General features: G+C 36.0%; 14 protein-coding genes. All 14 read left to right on the forward strand.

What is annotated here, in order from left to right; all coding sequences use genetic code 11:
* Positions 1–3 precede the first annotated feature (3 nt).
* The 14 genes from SLH48_RS04155 (at position 4) to spoVE (ending at position 17431) form a co-directional block, all read left to right on the forward strand.
* Positions 4–1545, forward strand: coding sequence for an acyl-CoA carboxylase subunit beta (locus tag SLH48_RS04155; RefSeq protein ID WP_320257100.1), 1542 nt, complete (start codon positions 4–6; stop codon positions 1543–1545).
* A gap of 291 nt (positions 1546–1836) precedes the next feature.
* On the forward strand, positions 1837–2742 hold the full coding sequence (locus tag SLH48_RS04160) for a 2-dehydropantoate 2-reductase (RefSeq protein WP_320257101.1): 906 nt from the start codon (positions 1837–1839) through the stop codon (positions 2740–2742).
* The gene (locus SLH48_RS04165) at positions 2730–3122 is read left to right on the forward strand and encodes a DUF3397 domain-containing protein (RefSeq protein WP_214483236.1); all 393 of its coding nucleotides are present in this window, start codon (positions 2730–2732) and stop codon (positions 3120–3122) included. Before SLH48_RS04160 ends, SLH48_RS04165 begins: the two co-directional genes overlap by 13 nt.
* 91 nt (positions 3123–3213) lie before the next feature.
* On the forward strand, positions 3214–4842 hold the full coding sequence (gene bshC, locus SLH48_RS04170) for a bacillithiol biosynthesis cysteine-adding enzyme BshC (protein WP_320257102.1): 1629 nt from the start codon (positions 3214–3216) through the stop codon (positions 4840–4842).
* 422 nt (positions 4843–5264) lie between these two features.
* Positions 5265–5696, forward strand: a complete 432-nt coding sequence (gene mraZ / locus SLH48_RS04175) for a division/cell wall cluster transcriptional repressor MraZ (protein WP_214483283.1) — start codon at positions 5265–5267, stop codon at positions 5694–5696.
* 284 nt (positions 5697–5980) lie between these two features.
* The gene (gene rsmH, locus SLH48_RS04180; protein WP_320257103.1) at positions 5981–6913 is read left to right on the forward strand and encodes a 16S rRNA (cytosine(1402)-N(4))-methyltransferase RsmH; all 933 of its coding nucleotides are present in this window, start codon (positions 5981–5983) and stop codon (positions 6911–6913) included.
* Positions 6914–7169: 256 nt separating this feature from the next.
* Positions 7170–7523, forward strand: a complete 354-nt coding sequence (gene ftsL, locus SLH48_RS04185) for a cell division protein FtsL (RefSeq protein WP_214483239.1) — start codon at positions 7170–7172, stop codon at positions 7521–7523.
* A gap of 4 nt (positions 7524–7527) precedes the next feature.
* Positions 7528–9786 carry a penicillin-binding protein gene (locus tag SLH48_RS04190; RefSeq protein WP_320257104.1) on the forward strand — a complete coding sequence of 753 codons (2259 nt, stop codon included), beginning with the start codon at positions 7528–7530 and terminating at the stop codon, positions 9784–9786.
* 71 nt (positions 9787–9857) lie between these two features.
* Positions 9858–11792 (forward strand): stage V sporulation protein D, encoded by a 1935-nt coding sequence (locus tag SLH48_RS04195; RefSeq protein ID WP_320257105.1) that lies wholly within the window; start codon positions 9858–9860, stop codon positions 11790–11792.
* 285 nt (positions 11793–12077) lie between these two features.
* Complete coding sequence (locus SLH48_RS04200; protein ID WP_320257106.1) at positions 12078–13541, forward strand: UDP-N-acetylmuramoyl-L-alanyl-D-glutamate--2,6-diaminopimelate ligase; 1464 nt, start codon at positions 12078–12080, stop codon at positions 13539–13541.
* Positions 13542–13543: 2 nt separating this feature from the next.
* A complete protein-coding gene (locus SLH48_RS04205; RefSeq protein WP_320257107.1) occupies positions 13544–13969 on the forward strand; it encodes a hypothetical protein in 426 nt (141 codons plus the stop codon).
* Positions 13962–14936, forward strand: a complete 975-nt coding sequence (gene mraY, locus SLH48_RS04210; protein WP_320257108.1) for a phospho-N-acetylmuramoyl-pentapeptide-transferase — start codon at positions 13962–13964, stop codon at positions 14934–14936. Before SLH48_RS04205 ends, mraY begins: the two co-directional genes overlap by 8 nt.
* Complete coding sequence (gene murD / locus SLH48_RS04215; protein ID WP_320257109.1) at positions 14937–16289, forward strand: UDP-N-acetylmuramoyl-L-alanine--D-glutamate ligase; 1353 nt, start codon at positions 14937–14939, stop codon at positions 16287–16289.
* A 41-nt stretch (positions 16290–16330) separates the two neighbouring features.
* Complete coding sequence (gene spoVE, locus SLH48_RS04220; protein WP_214483246.1) at positions 16331–17431, forward strand: stage V sporulation protein E; 1101 nt, start codon at positions 16331–16333, stop codon at positions 17429–17431.
* The last annotated feature ends 435 nt before the right edge of the window (positions 17432–17866 follow it).

Genomic DNA, 17866 nt, shown 5'->3' on the forward strand with positions numbered 1-17866 from the left:
ACAATGGTTCAAGTAAGCGATTTAGATAAAGTTTTATCAGAAAAACTAGAAAATATTGAACGTGGAGGAGCAGAAAAGTATCATCAAAAACAAAAAGAGCAGAACAAATTATTTGTTAGAGATAGATTGAAACTGCTCTTTGATCGAGGGGTATATATAGAAGATGGAATGTTCGCAAACGATCAAGCTGGGGATTTACCCGCTGACGGAGTAGTTACAGCTACTGGAACAATCAATGGGCAAACAGTATGTGTGATGGCTAATGATTCGACTGTGAAGGCTGGTTCATGGGGAGCAAGAACAGTCGAAAAAATTATTCGCATCCAAGAGTCAGCAGAGAAACAAAAGGTGCCGTTGTTATATTTAGTCGATTCGGCTGGTGCACGCATTACTGATCAGTTAGAGATGTTTCCAAATCGCCGTGGAGCAGGTCGTATATTTCATAATCAAGTACGCCTATCTGGAGTCATTCCTCAAATTTGTATTTTGTTCGGGCCGTCCGCTGCTGGCGGAGCATATATACCAGCTTTTTGTGATATTGTAATAATGGTCGATAAGAATGCATCAATGTATTTAGGCTCCCCTCGAATGGCTGAGAAGGTCATAGGTGAAAAAGTAACGCTTGAAGAAATGGGTGGAGCTCGCATGCATTGTACAATAAGTGGATGTGGTGATGTACTTGCTGGAAATGAAGAAGAGGCAATTCGTTTAGCTCAAACGTATTTAACGTATTTCCCTACTAATTCCCAGTCTAAACCACGCCATATTGAGGCACGAGAGTCGAGTCATAGTAAGAGCTTGGCTGATATCATCCCTGCGCATCAAAATGCTCCTTTTGATATGTATGATTGTATTAACGCACTTGTAGATAAAGATAGTTTTTTTGAGATTAAGAAATTATTTGCTGCCGAACTTATTACTGGTTTAGCTAGAATAGATGGTCGCTGTGTTGGTATTATAGCCAATCAACCGAAAGTGAAAGGCGGAGTTTTATTCGTTGATTCCGCAGATAAAGGGGCTAAATTTATTCAGCTGTGTGATGCTTTTCATATTCCTTTATTATTCTTAGCTGATGTGCCAGGTTTTATGATAGGAACAAAGGTTGAACAGGCTGGAATAATTAGACATGGTGCTAAGTTTATAGCTGCAATGAGTTCAGCTACTGTGCCAAAAATCTCTGTTATTGTTCGAAAAGCTTATGGAGCCGGGCTATATGCAATGGCGGGACCAGCTTTTGAGCCTGATTGCTGTATAGCACTTCCAACTGCGCAAATAGCTGTAATGGGTCCTGAAGCGGCAGTAAATGCAGTTTATTCTAACAAAATAAGTAACATAGAAGACCCAAAAGAAAGAATAGCATATATTCAGCAAAAGCAAGAGGAGTATAAACAGCATATAGATATATATAAGTTAGGATCTGAAATGATTATAGATACAATTGTATCACCAAATGATTTACGAAAAGAGTTAATTGATAGGTTTACAATTTATGAAACTAAAGAGATAGCAGATGTCCAACGTAAGCATCCTGTTTATCCAGTTTAAACGATGCTGTAAAGTGAGGCCAAAAATGTTATATAAGTACTAATGTAAATAAACAAACAGAGGATGACGACATTATAGTGTTATCCTCTGTTTATTTATTTACAGAATCAATGTTGTTAAAATACGCCTGTACTAATTTTGCTTAGGTCAAAATTATGAGGAACTTTGGCACTTGCTGTTAGTTAAAGTAACAACATTAGGCAGTTTTTACGAGATTATGTAACACTGCTTCCGCTATTTTTGTTAAAATAGTTTCATAATACATAGAACCTGATATAAAAGGAGGTTTATATGCAAATAGGGGTTATTGGTGCTGGTTCAATTGGACTATTATATGCGTGTTACCTTTCAATATATCATCAAGTTACGATTTATACTCGACGCAAAGATCAAGCTAGGCAAATAAATTCCAAAGGTATTCAATTGATCAAGAGCGGTGTTCAATCCACGTATAAGGTTACTGCAAAAGTATTAGACGATGGGTTAGAACACGAGGATTTGATTATTGTTACGGTTAAAGAGTATCACTTAGACCGTGTTCTGAATACGACGAATCAATTTCGAAATGTTAATGCACTGTTATTTTTGCAAAATGGTATGAAGCATATTTCACTATTTGAGAAACTAAACAATGAAGTAATACTTGTTGGGGTCGTTGAGCATGGCGCGTTAAAAATTAATGACTATACAGTAAATCATACTGGTGTTGGAATAACGAAAATTTGTTCATTTAGAAATGGAGAAGGCGTAATACAGTCGTTTCAAAAAGGTCAACACTCCGACTTTGGGGTTTTAGTTGCTGAAGATTGGTATAAGGTGCTTTCTGAAAAGTTAATTGTTAATGCTGTAATCAACCCATTAACCGCCTTATATTGTGTGGAAAATGGAGACTTACTTTCCAATCGTTTTTTTCTTTCTCGAATGAAGAACCTTTTTATAGAAGTGACATCAGTTATGAATGTTAATACAACTAATATGTGGGAACGTCTAGAACATATTTGTATACAAACTAAGAATAATCGCTCATCTATGCTAAGAGATATTGAGAGTGGGCGACAGACAGAAATCGATGCAATATTAGGATATATCATAGCAGAGGCTGATAAGATGGGGAAAAGTGTACCAGTTAGTACATTTTTGTATGATTCTATAAAAGGTAAAGAATTGCAGAGAGGTGATTCGTCATGTCACAGTTAGTAGCAGGTGTTTTTGCAACAGTTGTCACTATTCCAATAATTGGTTTGTTTCTTGTGTATTTCATCTTATGTAAGATCACCCGTCGTAAAAGGAATTCTTTGTTAATGGCTATCGACATTTCAACAGCCTTATTTATCTTGTCAGTATATTATTTGACAGAGGTTATTTGGGGACAATCTATGTTTTGGCTTATCCTACTTATAATCGTGTTAATTGCGATGGTTGTTGTTATTTTACAGTGGAAAATAAAACAAGATATCGATATGCGCAAAGTATTAAAAGGATCGTGGCGGTTTAGTTTTTTGTTTTTCTTTTCCGCCTACATCATTTTGTTTGTTTACGGCTTAATTGATCGTGTATTGGCATTTGTTAACACTTAATAGTTTACGAGCAAGTTCTTTCCATTTTTTAAAAATCAATGCTATACTACGGGGAGTAGATATAAAAGCAGCTAGAAAGGAAGTTAAATTCATGGAGGTTAATGATCTTTTTCTCCCTTCATTAAATAAATTTGCAACTGATTACATGGGGAATTCCAAAGAGTGTCATCAGTTTTTTCATTACAATATTCATGATGCAACAGTGTATGAACAAAGAAAAGATGAGCTTGCATCAAGACGGTTTCAGCGTGAGAGGCTCGTAAAGCATCTACTACGTTATCACTCTAAATTTCAACATAATGACAAATCTAAACAGCATATTGAAAAGCTTCTAGATCAAAATAGCCTTGTTGTAATCGGTGGTCAACAAGCAGGATTATTAACAGGTCCTTTGTATACTATTCACAAAATATTGACAATAATCCAAACAGCAAAGCAGCAAGAGAAGGAACTAAATGTCCCAGTCTTACCTGTGTTTTGGATAGCTGGTGAAGATCATGACTTTGATGAAATTAATCATCTATATGTAGAGACAGAAAGCGGCATGAAGAAAAAATCGTACAATCGCCATAATACTACTAAGCAAATGGTATCAGATATACATATAGACAAACACCTTTGTGAGCAATGGATACAAGAAATCATTCAATCGTACGGTGAATCAAATTATACACATGAAATTCTATCTATGCTTAAACAGAGCTTACATGATACAGAAACTGTTGTTGACTTTTTTGCTCAAATCTTAATAACATTATTTGCTGATGAAGGGCTTATCGTTGTTAACTCAGCTTCCCCTGATCTACGTGAAATAGAATCTGAATTTTTCCATCATCTTATCTATAACAATTCACAACTAGCAGAAGCGGTGTCTATGCAACAACATGTGTTAGAAGAAGTTGGATATAAGAAAGTGCTAGATGTGAATATCAATTCTTCAAATTTGTTTTTTCAATATAATGAAAATCGAGTACTTTTGGAAAGGGATGGGGCTGAAGGATACTTTAAAGGTAAGAATAATGAAATGAAGATATCATTTGATGAACTTATTCAAATAGCAGAATCATCACCCCATTTGCTGAGCAACAATGTTGTTACAAGACCCCTCATGCAAGAATACTTATTCCCAACATTAGCATTTATTGCTGGACCAGGAGAACTTGCCTATTGGGGTGAGCTTAAAAATGCCTTTTCATTGTTCGATTTTAAAATGCCACCAATTATACCGAGAGCTAATATTACGATTGTTGACCGAACAATTACATCTGATTTAGAGAAGTTAAATATACCAATAGATGATGTTTTACAAGGTAATTTGCTTTCTTATCGTGATGATTGGGTGAAAACCGAGCTGAAGTATGACTTTGAAAGTATCATTAACAATGCGAAAGAAGAGGTTGAACAAATTCATCAACAAATTAGACAAAAAGCAACAGAAGTAGATGCTAACTTACATTCTGTCCTTGTTAAAAATGCGCAATTAATACAATCTCAGTTTGAATTTGTTTCAACTATAATTAATCGTTCTATCGAGACTAAACATGAAGTAACATTGAAAAAGTTTCAAAGGATAGAGAACTGTTTACGACCAAATCATTTACCTCAAGAAAGGGTATGGAATATATTTTACTTTTTAAATAAATATGGGTTTGGTTTTATTCAGCAATTAGTAAATGCTCCGATAAAATATAATGGGAACCATCAATTAATTTATCTATAAATGTAAGAAATGCTATTTGAATAGAGTGTACATTTATAGCTACATCAAGGCTTTTATCGCATTAATTGTTATTATAGACTTAAGAATATAAACACGTATACATCATGTGTTCGTGGCATCTTTGTTACTTATAATTGTTGGATTAGGATGATACATCTTACTGGCCATTTTTAATTAAAAGAGCATAAATGACAGCTAATTTAAACCTCTGTATTCATACAGAGGTTTTTTTGTATGCCATTATTTTTTTTCTGAAATAAGGCTTGTTGTTGTCTTGTATAACAAATATTTACTTTTTTTGTACTGAAGCAAACAAAGTCGATATTTGACTACATATGCTTTTATGGCTAAATTACAAAAAAAAGGGTGGAGAGAAGTGGGGAGATGTGGTACATTATTGTTAGAAAGTGGGGTTGTGTATCATGTTTATGGGAGAATTCCATCACAACATTGATCAAAAAGGTCGAATGATTATCCCTGTTAAGTTTAGAGATAATCTGGGCGATTCTTTTGTCCTTACAAGAGGGTTAGATCAGTGTTTATTTGCTTACCCCTTAAGTGAATGGAGCATTATTGAAGAGAAGTTAAAAAGCCTCCCATTAACAAAAAAAGATGCACGTGCTTTTACTCGTTTCTTTTTTTCCGGCGCTATAGACTGTGAAATTGATAAACAAGGTAGAATAAATATACCTATTTCGCTGAGGAAATACGCCGTAATTGAAAAGGAATGTGTAGTAATTGGTGTCTCTAATCGCATTGAAATTTGGAGTAAGATAAGTTGGGATCAATATGTTTCTGAGTCTGAGGAATCATTCGCTGAAATCGCAGAAAACATGATCGACTTTAACTTTTAATGAACGAGTTTAAAGCAGGTGCTTTTTTCAAACTTTGTTGCTACTACATGGCCACTGATTAAAAGAGGTTTTATGCGATCTTCTTGAATTTATAGAAGAAAAGCTGCCGAAAACTTTAACTATTATCGTGTTCATTGCTTAGTATGAAAAACAACAATCGATGTGAAAACGGCCTATGCGTAACATAGTTATTTACTAAATTGATAATTTGAACAGAGAGACAAATACTACTCAATAAGTAGAAAATATGGGCAAAGTATATTTGTCTCAAGGTGGTGCTAGACATGTTTAAACATAAGACAGTTTTATTAGACGAAGCAGTAGATGGCTTACGAATTAATCCCGACGGTATGTATGTTGACTGTACTCTTGGTGGTGCAGGTCATAGTGAATTAATCGTGAGCAAGCTATCTAATAGTGGAAGGTTAATTGCGTTTGACCAAGATGAAACAGCGATCGAACATGCGAAAAAAAAATTAGCAAAACATCAAGATAAGATTACAATCATCAAGAGTAATTTTCGATACATACAACAAAGACTAGCAGAAATAGATATTCATGCTGTTGATGGTATTTTATTTGACTTGGGAGTATCTTCTCCTCAATTGGATACGCCTGAGAGAGGTTTTAGTTATAATTACGATGCGCCATTAGATATGAGAATGGACCATCAAGCAACTTTATCTGCATATGATGTTGTAAATCATTGGCCCTACGAGCAATTGGTAAGAATATTTTTCCAATACGGGGAGGAGCGTTTTTCAAAACAGATCGCTCGGAAGATTGAAGCTGCTCGAGAAAAGAAACCAATTGAAACGACAAGTCAATTAGTTGACCTTATAAAGGATGGAATTCCTGCAGCGGCACGTCGAACTGGCGGACATCCTGCGAAAAGAATTTTTCAAGCTATTCGAATTGCTGTTAATGATGAACTACAAGTGTTTGAAGATGCAATTGGACAGGCTATTGACATGTTAAAGCCTGGTGGCAGAATTTCTGTTATTACATTTCACTCATTAGAAGACCGGATGTGTAAAGTAGCTTATAAAAAAGCAAGTGAAGGTCCTCCTCTTCCCCCTGGACTACCTGTAGTACCAGATGAGTATAAGCCAACCTTAAAGCTCGTTACACGAAAACCTATTTTACCATCAGCTAACGAACTAGAACTAAATAACCGAGCACGTTCAGCAAAGCTTAGAATTGCGGAAAAAATGTAACTTTTTCGATATCATTTGTCCAAGACTAATTGAAGAACCTCTAAAAAGCTATATTTTCTTATCTTTTCAAAAGGCTCTTTTCGTAACTTTTGTATAAAGAATTACTAAGTGAGAACATCTTGGTATATTTTTATGAGGTTCATAACATGTATAAAAACGAAAAGATGCCCCGAAATGTTGTTGTATACGTGTTACTTAGGTACGATTAACAACAATTTATTCGATCACAGCCTTTAAAAAAGGAGAGAAGAAATGAATGAGTAACTTAGCACACAGAGTTCAAGAACAGCGTCAACACGAAGTCAAACATAAACGTAAATTAGTCAAAAAGAAGAGCGCGAAGATATCATTAGGTGAAAAATGTATATTGCTAATGTTTGCAACTGCAATATTAGTTGGTGGCATAACCATCATATCAAATACAGCTTCGATATACGCTTTAAATAAAGAGATTCAACAAACTGAGACTTCCATAGCTGAACAAGGAAGAGTAAACACAGATTTACAGGTGGAAATTCAAGAGCTTAGTACATACGAAAGGATATGGCAAAAAGCACAGGAGCTCGGGTTACAACTAAACGAAAAAAATGTAAAAGTAGTGCAGGATTGATATTATGACGATAAAAAGAAAAAATATTAACAAAGGAGCAGCGTTGTTAAGTATTGTTTTCACACTGCTCTTTTTTATGTTGTTGATACGTTTTGTGTTTATTCAATGGTCAGGGGAAGCAGGCGGTGAAGTATTAGCGATTAAAGCTGAAGAGAAGTATAAGAGACAAAGAACGATAGAGGCAAGAAGAGGCTCAATCTACGATAGAAATGGTGAAGTAATTGCAGAAGACATCCCTTCTTATACAATTGCGGCTGTGGTTGATGAAAGCTTAACAACTGATGAAGACGAGCCAAATCATGTAGTTGATCCACGCGATACTGCTGAAAAATTAGCACCACTAATTGGCATGAATGTACATGAGATGGTAGGGATTTTAGAGTTGGATAGGAAGCAAGTTGAGTTTGGACGTTATGGTCGCAATATTAGCCATCAATTGAAAAATGAGATTGAGGAGTTAAAATTACCTGGTATCACATTTATTCGAGATGAGAAGCGTTATTATCCAAATGGCGTATTTGCATCGAGTGTGATTGGGTATACAGTGAAAGAAGAAATTGAAGACGATACACAAATTCGTAAACAAACAGTGGGAATGTTAGGACTTGAACAATCACTAAATGATTACTTGCATGATGAAGATGGGTATATTACGTACGAAGGTGATCAACAAGGCTTCCGACTCCCTAATAAAGAGACTAAGATTGTACCACCGGAAAATGGGAATGATGTATATTTAACGATTGACAGAAAAATTCAAAGTTTCTTGGAAGATGCTATGAACAAGGTGAATGAAGAATATACACCAGAAAAAATGATTGGCGTTATTGCAAACGCTAAGACTGGTGAAATCTTAGCAATGAGTACAAGACCTTCGTTTGATCCTAACGTAAGGGATATTGAGAACTATTTAAATGATGCTATTTCCTACCCTTATGAACCAGGTTCAACGATGAAAATATTTACACTTGCTGCCGCAATTGATGGCGGTGTATATGATGGCGAAGAAAGATTTAAATCTGGTTCCTATTCAGTTCCTGGGAGTAAACCGATAAATGATATAAATACTACCTGGGGTGTTATCAATTTTAATGAAGCGGTTAGGCGATCTTCTAATGTTGGTTTTGCCATCCTTGCTTATGAGAAATTAGGTCCTGATAAATTCTACGAATATTTGCAAGCTTTTCATTTTGATCAGCCTACAGGTATTGATTTACCTGGGGAGGTAGCAGGTAGCATTTTGTTTAACTATCCAATTGAACAAGTAACGACAGCCTTTGGTCAAGGTACAACTGTAACACCTATCCAACTCGTTCAAGCCGCAACTGCTATTACTAATGGTGGTGAAATGTTACAGCCGTATATTATCGATAGAATAGTTGATTCAAGTACGAATGAAGTAATAGAGCAAGGTGAATCAAAAGTTGTGGGGAAGCCTGTATCTAACAATACTTCTGAAGAAGTATTAGATTTGCTTGAGCAAGTTGTTGTAGGTGAATATGGGACAGGAGCAGCTTATGATATAGAGGGCTATCAAGTTGCTGGAAAAACGGGAACCGCTGAAATACCTAACCCTAACGGCGGAGGGTATCTAAAAGGACACGGAAATTATATTTTTTCCTTCCTCGGTATGGCCCCAAAAGAAGACACTGAATTAATCATGTATGTTTCGGTGAAAATGCCGAACATAGCACCAAACGAAAAAGGGTCAGCACCCGTTTCAAAAATATTTAATCCTGTTATGGAAAGTAGTTTGAAATATTTAAATATACTTCCTACTGAAGTAGAGGACGAACAAAGAAATCTACAAAACACAGCTGTTACGATAAAATCTTATATTGGAAAGTCTCCACAGGAAGCTGTTAATAGTATAGAAAAAAGCGGCCTATCCCCAATATTAGTTGGGAATGGGGAAAAAATTATAGCGCAATATCCTAACAGTCAAATCGAAGTGATCGCTGATGAAAAAGTAATTTTAGTTACCGATGGAGAATTATTAATGCCTGATATGATGGGTTGGTCATTACGGGACGTCTTAAAGGTTGTTGAACTATTAGAATTGCAGCCAAATATAGTAGGTAGTGGTTATGTTACGAAACAAAATATCTTCCCTCATTCGGTCGTTCAGAAAGGTGATTTGCTTATCATCGATCTTCAACAACCGGCAGTAACAGCGGAATTAGCAAATGAATCATCAATGGATGGTGAAGACGCCGATTTAGAACAAGGTGAAGATGAGGAAACAATGGAAGTGTTAGACTAAAGGTGATCTGTTCTAAACAATGATGTACAAGCATATATTTGAACGAGCAATTTTATGGGAGGTTCACTTATATGCGTGTGTCTCAAGTTACAGTAAGAAAAAGGTTAACTTTAACATTATTAGTAGGTTTACTCATCTTTTTTATCATTGATGTACGCTTAGGGTATGTTCAATTTTTATTAGGTAATGAATTGACTGAAAAGGCTGAAGGCTTATGGAGTCGGGATATAAAATTTGAACCTAAACGTGGCGAAATACTAGACCGAAATGGCGTTCCTTTAGCAACAAACATCAGTGCTCCTACTGTTTGGGTTGTCCCTAGACAGATAGAAGATCCTGTTCACACGGCTACTAAACTAGCTGAAGCATTAGACATGTCAAAAGAAAAAGCATACAAACTTGTCACTGCGGAAGAGGTGAATGTCAGAATTCACCCAGAGGGTAGAAAAATATCTCATGAGAAGGCAAATGAGATTCAGGAGTTAGACCTAGCAGGTGTATATATCGGTGAAGACTCCAAGCGTCATTATCCATTTGGCAGCTATTTATCGCATGTATTAGGGTTTGCAGGCATTGATAATCAAGGGTTAATGGGTCTTGAACTTTATTATGACAAACAGTTAAATGGTGAACAAGGCTCTGTGCAATTTTATGCTGATGCGAAAGGGAAAAGGATGCCGGATATGGCAGATGATTACAACCCACCAATTGATGGAAATGATTTGAAGCTAACCATTGATACGAGGGTTCAGACGATCATTGAACGTGAATTAGATATTGCTGAAGCTGCTTATAATCCAGATGGGATTATTGCAATTGCTATGGACCCAAACAACGGAGAGATACTTGGTATGGCGTCTAGACCAGATTTTGACCCAGCTAATTTTCAAAATGTTGCTCCAGAAATTTACAACCGAAATTTGCCAGTTTGGAGTACGTATGAACCAGGTTCAACCTTTAAAATTATTACTCTAGCAGCTGCTTTACAAGAGGAAGAAGTTAATTTAATTGAAGATCATTTTTATGATTCGGGCTCAATTTCTGTAGGAGGATCTAAGCTTCGGTGTTGGAAAAGCGGAGGTCATGGCAGTCAGTCATTTTTGGAAGTTGTACAAAATTCATGTAACCCAGGCTTTGTAGAGCTGGGTCAAAGATTGGGAAAAGATAAATTATTTTCTTACATTACTGCATTTGGTTTTGGAGAAAAAACTGGAATAGATTTGGCTGGGGAAGGGACTGGCATTTTGTTTGATTTGGAAAAGGTAGGGCCAGTCGAACTCGCTACAACTGCTTTTGGTCAAGGGGTCTCTGTTACACCTATTCAACAAGTTGCAGCAGTAGCTGCTGCGGTCAATGGTGGAATATTGTACACACCCTATATCGCGAAGGAATGGATTGATCCAATCACAGGAGATGTGATAAGTCGCAATACTCCTGATGAAAAACGCCGTGTCATTTCAGAAGAGGTCTCAGAACAAGTACGATACGCTCTGGAAAGTGTTGTAGCGCTAGGGACAGGAAAAGGTGCATATGTTGATGGTTATAGAGTAGGTGGAAAAACAGGAACGGCTCAAAAGGCAGTAGACGGTCGTTATTTAGAGAATAATTATGTTGTATCATTCATAGGTTTTGCCCCAGCAGATGATCCACAAATTGTTGTGTACATTGCTGTAGATAACCCAAAAAATACAGTTCAATTCGGTGGAGTGGTAGCTGCTCCTATTGTTGGCAATATTATGGATGATAGTTTAAGGGCTTTAGACATTAAACAAAGAGACGGACAAATTGAGAAAGAAGCAACGTGGTTAGATGAACCGCAAATTACAGTACCTAATCTTGTAGGATTAACTAAGAAGGACCTTCATACGCAACTCGTAAATTTAAAGATTGACAGTAGCGGGGAAGGCGATGAAGTCATACAACAAGCTCCAGCTGCTGGTGCAAAAGTAAAGCAAGGTTCCACCATTAGAGTGTTTTTTGGTGATACAGACAAAGAACGAGAGTAAAAAAATTTTGATCTATCACTCCATTTTAGTTTATGATTGTTGAATATAGAAATTATCCTCCCCACCTTTAAAGGTGGGGTCATTAATCATCATGTTGTATTGGTTGTTCAAATAAGTGTGATCGAGATGGTGATCTAAGATACATTAGAAACAAGTATTGATGAAAAAGATAATTCGTTTTATAATTTTTTTTGTGTTTAAATTATATGATATACATATATACATAACTTTGAATACGATGATAGTCATATCTATATAGATATAATACTGAGAGGAATTGGTTTTATGGACTTACAAACTTTGCAATCATTGTTGTATGATTTTCCAAAGAAGGTTGCGGAAAATCCAACGATTACCTCAATAGAAACGAACTCACGTGACGTAAAGCAAGGAAGTCTGTTTATTTGTATAAAAGGGTATACGGTTGATGGACATGATTTTGCACAAGAAGCGATTAATAAAGGTGCCGTAGCTATCATTGCCGAAAAATCATTAGATGTGGATGTGCCGGTAGTCGTTGTACAGGATACAACACGTGCAGTATCAGTTATTGCAGATGCCTTCTATGAACAGCCTACTAAACGGTTTAGGCTGATCGGTGTCACGGGGACGAACGGCAAAACGACAACTACTCATATTATTGAGGAAGTTCTCCAACATGCTAAACAAAAGACTGGATTAATTGGGACGAATACTATAAAAATTAATAATCAAACTTATGGCGTAAAGAATACAACACCAGAAGCCTTAACGCTTCAAAAAACATTTAAAGAAATGGTTGATAATCAAGTTGATACTGCAATCATGGAGGTATCTTCACATGCCCTCGATTTAGGAAGAACTTTTGGGTGTGATTTTGATGTGGCAGTTTTTACGAATTTAAGCCAAGATCATTTAGATTATCACGAAACAATGGCTGAATATCGCCGTACAAAAGGGTTATTATTTGCTCAATTAGGTAATAGCTATAATCACAGTAATCCTAAGTATGCAATATTAAATGCTGATGACGATGCAAGTGATGAATATAGAAGAAGCACAGCTGGAACAGTGATTACTTATGGGATGCAAAATCAAAGTGATTTTATGGCAAAAAATATAAAAATGACTCCTTCTGGGACGAATTTTGAACTAATAACCCCTTATGAAACATTTAAAGTTTCAATGAAATTAATAGGTCTTTTCAATGTATACAATGTGCTGGCTGCAACAGCAGCTTGTTTTGTTTCAGGAATCTCCTACACTTCTATTATTAGTACAATAGAAACTTTAGAAGGAGTAAGTGGTCGTTTTGAAGTAGTTGATGGGGGGCAAGACTACACAGTCATTGTTGATTATGCCCATACACCTGATAGCTTAGAAAATGTGTTAAAGACGATCAATGAATTTGCTAGCTCCGATGTATACGTTGTAGTAGGGTGTGGAGGGGATAGAGATAGAACTAAACGTCCGTTAATGGCTAAGGTAGCTGAAAAATATAGTAACTTGCCGATATTCACTTCAGATAACCCTCGTTCAGAAGATCCTGAGAAAATCTTAGCGGAGATGGAAGAAGGAGTAAAAGGAAAAGATTATATATCGATCATAGATCGTAAGGAAGCAATTTCTTATGCGATTGGCCATGCAAATAAAGATGATATCGTTTTAATCGCCGGTAAGGGGCATGAGACATACCAAGAGATTGGTGGCCAGAGGCTTGACTTTGATGATCGTGAAATCGTACTCCAACTTATAAAGGAGCGACTATAAATATGCTTCGATACCATCATCTAAAAAAATTATACCCGCATACTAGGGGTGTTGAGGATGATATCCATTTCAAATATGTCTTTACAGATTGTAATATATTAGTGAATAAAGGGTTATATGTACCAATCAATAGCCAGGGTAATGATAACAGAGATTTATTCACAGCAATAGAAAATGGAGCAGTAGGATCATTATGGAACGAAGAACGGGAATTACCAAAATATATACCAAATCATTTTCCTGTTTTTATTGTTCATGATTCGTATATAGCCTTAAAGAAATTACTTGTTTTTTATGATAATTTGTTGCTATTGGAAGATATAGGTGAAACTAATCGTTCGGTATTTAAGGGCGATATACCAATTGAGGAAAATGAGTTGAATATAAAAATATTAAAACTAATGAAAGGGGGGGATAATCTTGCTTGAAAAAGTAGTGCTATTTTCAATATTGATGGCATTTTTAATAAGTGTATTATTATCTCCAGTTTTTATTCCCTTCTTACGTAGACTTAAATTTGGACAGAGCATTCGTGATGAGGGACCCAAATCGCATCAAAAGAAATCTGGTACACCTACGATGGGTGGAATTGTCATTTTGCTATCCATTATACTTACTGTTGTTATTATGACATCAAAATATACAGAGGTAACGGTAAATACATATCTGTTACTATTTGTTACATTAGGTTATGGTTTGTTAGGGTTTTTGGATGATTTCATTAAGGTAGTGATGAAAAGAAATCTAGGTTTAACGTCTAAACAAAAATTAGCAGGACAAATTATTATTGCTGTAATCTTCTATATAGTATTAATGCAGAATAATATTTCTACTACAGTTGCTATACCTGGATTTGATGTTTCTATCGATTTATCTTGGGCATATATTATCCTACTTATTTTTTGGTTAGTAGGCTTTTCAAACGCAGTTAATTTAACTGACGGTTTGGATGGGCTTGTTTCAGGTACAGCTGCAGTAGCCTTTGGAGCGTTTGCAGTATTAGCTTGGAATCAAACACAATACGATATAGCTATTTTTGCTGTTGCGGTAGTTGGTGCGGTACTTGGCTTTTTAGTGTTTAATGCACATCCAGCTAAAGTTTTTATGGGGGATACTGGTTCGCTTGCTCTCGGAGGGGCTTTAGCAACTGTGGCGATTCTAACAAAGCTTGAAATTATACTGCTAATTATAGGTGGTGTTTTTGTCATTGAAACACTATCTGTCATCATCCAAGTCATATCATTTAAAACAACTGGTAAAAGGGTGTTTAAAATGAGTCCCCTACATCATCATTATGAGTTAGTAGGGTGGTCAGAATGGAGAGTTGTCGTTACTTTTTGGACGGTAGGTTTAATATTTGCAATGCTTGGATTATATATTGAGGTGTGGTTGTAATTGAAGAATACTGAACGTTTTCGCGATAAAAAAATACTTGTTTTAGGTTTAGCTAAAAGTGGTTTATCTGCGGCTAAGCTATTAATAGAACTAGGTGCCGAAGTAACAATCAACGATAAAAAGCCTTACGAAGAAAATGAAAATACGAGAAATTTGTTATATTTAGGTGTGGACATTATTTGTGGAAGTCATCCAGTAGACTTGCTCGAAGAAAATTTTGATTTAATCGTAAAAAATCCAGGGATTCCTTATACAAATCCCATTGTGGTAGAAGCATTAAAAAGAACTATTCCAATCATTACCGAAGTTGAGTTAGCTTATTCAATTTCAGAAGCAGAGTTTATTGGTATCACAGGTTCGAACGGGAAAACAACGACGACAACATTAATTTATGATATCATGATGCAAGCACAGAAGAACCCTCTCATTGCCGGAAATATCGGGACTGTTGCTTCTGATGTTGCACAAATAGCAACAAGCGAGCAAATGATTGTAACTGAATTATCCTCCTTCCAATTGCAAGGGGTTGATCAGTTTCGTCCCAAAATATCAGTAATATTAAACATTTTTGATGCACACCTTGATTATCATGGTACGAAGGAAGCTTATGTTAAAGCGAAAGCGAAAATATTTCAACAGCAAACTCCAACAGATTTTGTTGTTCTTAATGCTGACGATAATATACTTGTAGAACTATCTAAAGCAGCTCAAGCTAAGAAAGTATTTTTTTCAACAAAGCAAAAGTTAAAAACTGGAGCGTATGTAAATAATCATACGATTTTCTTTAATGATGAAGAAATTATTAGTACTGATGAAATTGTACTTCCTGGTGAACATAGCTTGGAAAATATTTTGGCTGCTGTTGCTGTGTGTAAGCTTATGAATATAACAAATGATGCAATAGGTGATGTATTGAAAAGATTTTCAGGGGTTAAACACCGTTTACAGTATGTTAAAACATATCATGGTCGGAAATTTTATAATGATTCAAAAGCAACAAATATTTTAGCAACACAAAAGGCACTCAACGCTTTTTCAGCACCAATCATTTTATTAGCAGGTGGACTTGATCGAGGGAATCATTTTAAAGACCTTGTTCCCTATTTACAAAATGTGAAAACACTAGTGACATTTGGTCAAACAGCTGAGTTGTTAGAAGAAGCTGGAGTGGAAGCAGGAATAAAAAACATGGTTCGTGTCGATAATGTTGAAAAGGCTGTTTCTGTAGCCTATGACAACTCCGATAAAGGCGATATCATTCTGTTATCTCCTGCATGTGCAAGTTGGGATCAATATACAACATTTGAGGAAAGAGGAGACATTTTTATAGACGCAGTGCATATGCTTAACTAAGGGCTTGGCCGCTCTTAATTTAGGACGTTGAGGTGTTTCTATTGTCCCCCAAAAAAGCTACTCCGGATTTTATTTTAATTCTTGTAACTTTGTCATTATTAGCAGTAGGTCTAATCATGGTATACAGCGCCAGTGCAATTTGGGCAGAATATAAGTTTAATGACTCATTTTTTTTCGCTAAACGGCAGCTATTATTTGCTGGTATTGGTGTGATAGCGATGTTCTTCCTCATGAGTATTGACTATTGGACATGGCGTAAGTGGGCAAAAGTCATTTTACTTTTCTGCTTTTTGCTACTCATAGTCGTATTAATTCCTGGCGTTGGCGTTGAAAGAAATGGGTCACAGAGCTGGATCGGTGTTGGAGCGTTTTCAATTCAACCCTCAGAGTTCACTAAATTAGCAATGATTGCATTTCTAGCAAAATATCTTTCCGAAAATCAGAAGGAGATTACTTCTTTTAAAAGAGGCCTTTTACCATCGCTGACCTTAGTTTTTAGTGCCTTTGCTTTAATTATGCTTCAGCCTGATTTGGGAACAGGGACTGTGATGTTAGGGACTTGTATCGTTATCATTTATGTAGCTGGAGCTCGGATCAGTCATTTCGTTTGGCTTGGCTTGTTAGGAATTGCAGGTTTTGCTGGATTGATTATATCAGCACCTTACCGCATGAATAGAATTACTTCTTTTATTGATCCATGGCAAGACCCACAAGGTACCGGTTTTCAAATCATCCAGTCACTATATGCAATAGGTCCAGGGGGGTTATTTGGCTTAGGCTTAGGGCAAAGTCGTCAAAAATTCTTTTATCTACCTGAACCACAGACGGATTTTATTTTTGCTATTATATCTGAAGAGCTTGGTTTTATTGGAGCATCATTTGTCATTTTGCTTTTCAGTCTCTTATTATGGAGAGGTATTAGAATAGCGCTTGGTGCACCTGACTTATTTGGTAGCTTCCTTGCGATAGGAATTATCTCCATGATAGCTCTACAAGTTATTATTAATATTGGTGTTGTAACCGGTCTAATGCCTGTTACTGGGATTACATTGCCGTTTTTAAGCTACGGTGGCTCTTCACTAACTTTAATGCTAATGGCTATCGGTGTCTTACTTAATGTGAGTAAGCATTCAAGGTATTAGTGTATACGTTCGAAGAGTAGCCGTTAAAAATAGATTTTTTCAAGAGACCCTGTTAATATAACGGGGTTTCTCGTATTTTATTATAGGCTCTTTTTGTAAACTATTTTGCTTTTTCACCTACGTGAGTAACAGATGCTAATACATAATTTTTACAGTCTTTAGAGAAGAAAAGATGCCAAGAACGGTAGTTATATTTGCACTTAGCTCATTCGAAAAAAGCTTTATTATAAAATAGTGTAATAGGGGTCACTATGTTTCATAAATAAACGAAAACTTGTTGTTTCAGGTGGTGTTACGAAACTGTATAATAAAGTATTATAGGCTCTTTATAACAAACTTTGTTGCTGCTGTAATAGAATTAAAAGAGCAAGCTGAGGTTGATAGCCTCTTTTCGTAAACATTGTTGCAATTGTTATCAAATTAGTACTATAAACT

This window comes from Cytobacillus sp. IB215316, from assembly GCF_033963865.1.
In the GTDB taxonomy this organism is placed as follows: domain Bacteria; phylum Bacillota; class Bacilli; order Bacillales; family SM2101; genus Nanhaiella; species Nanhaiella sioensis.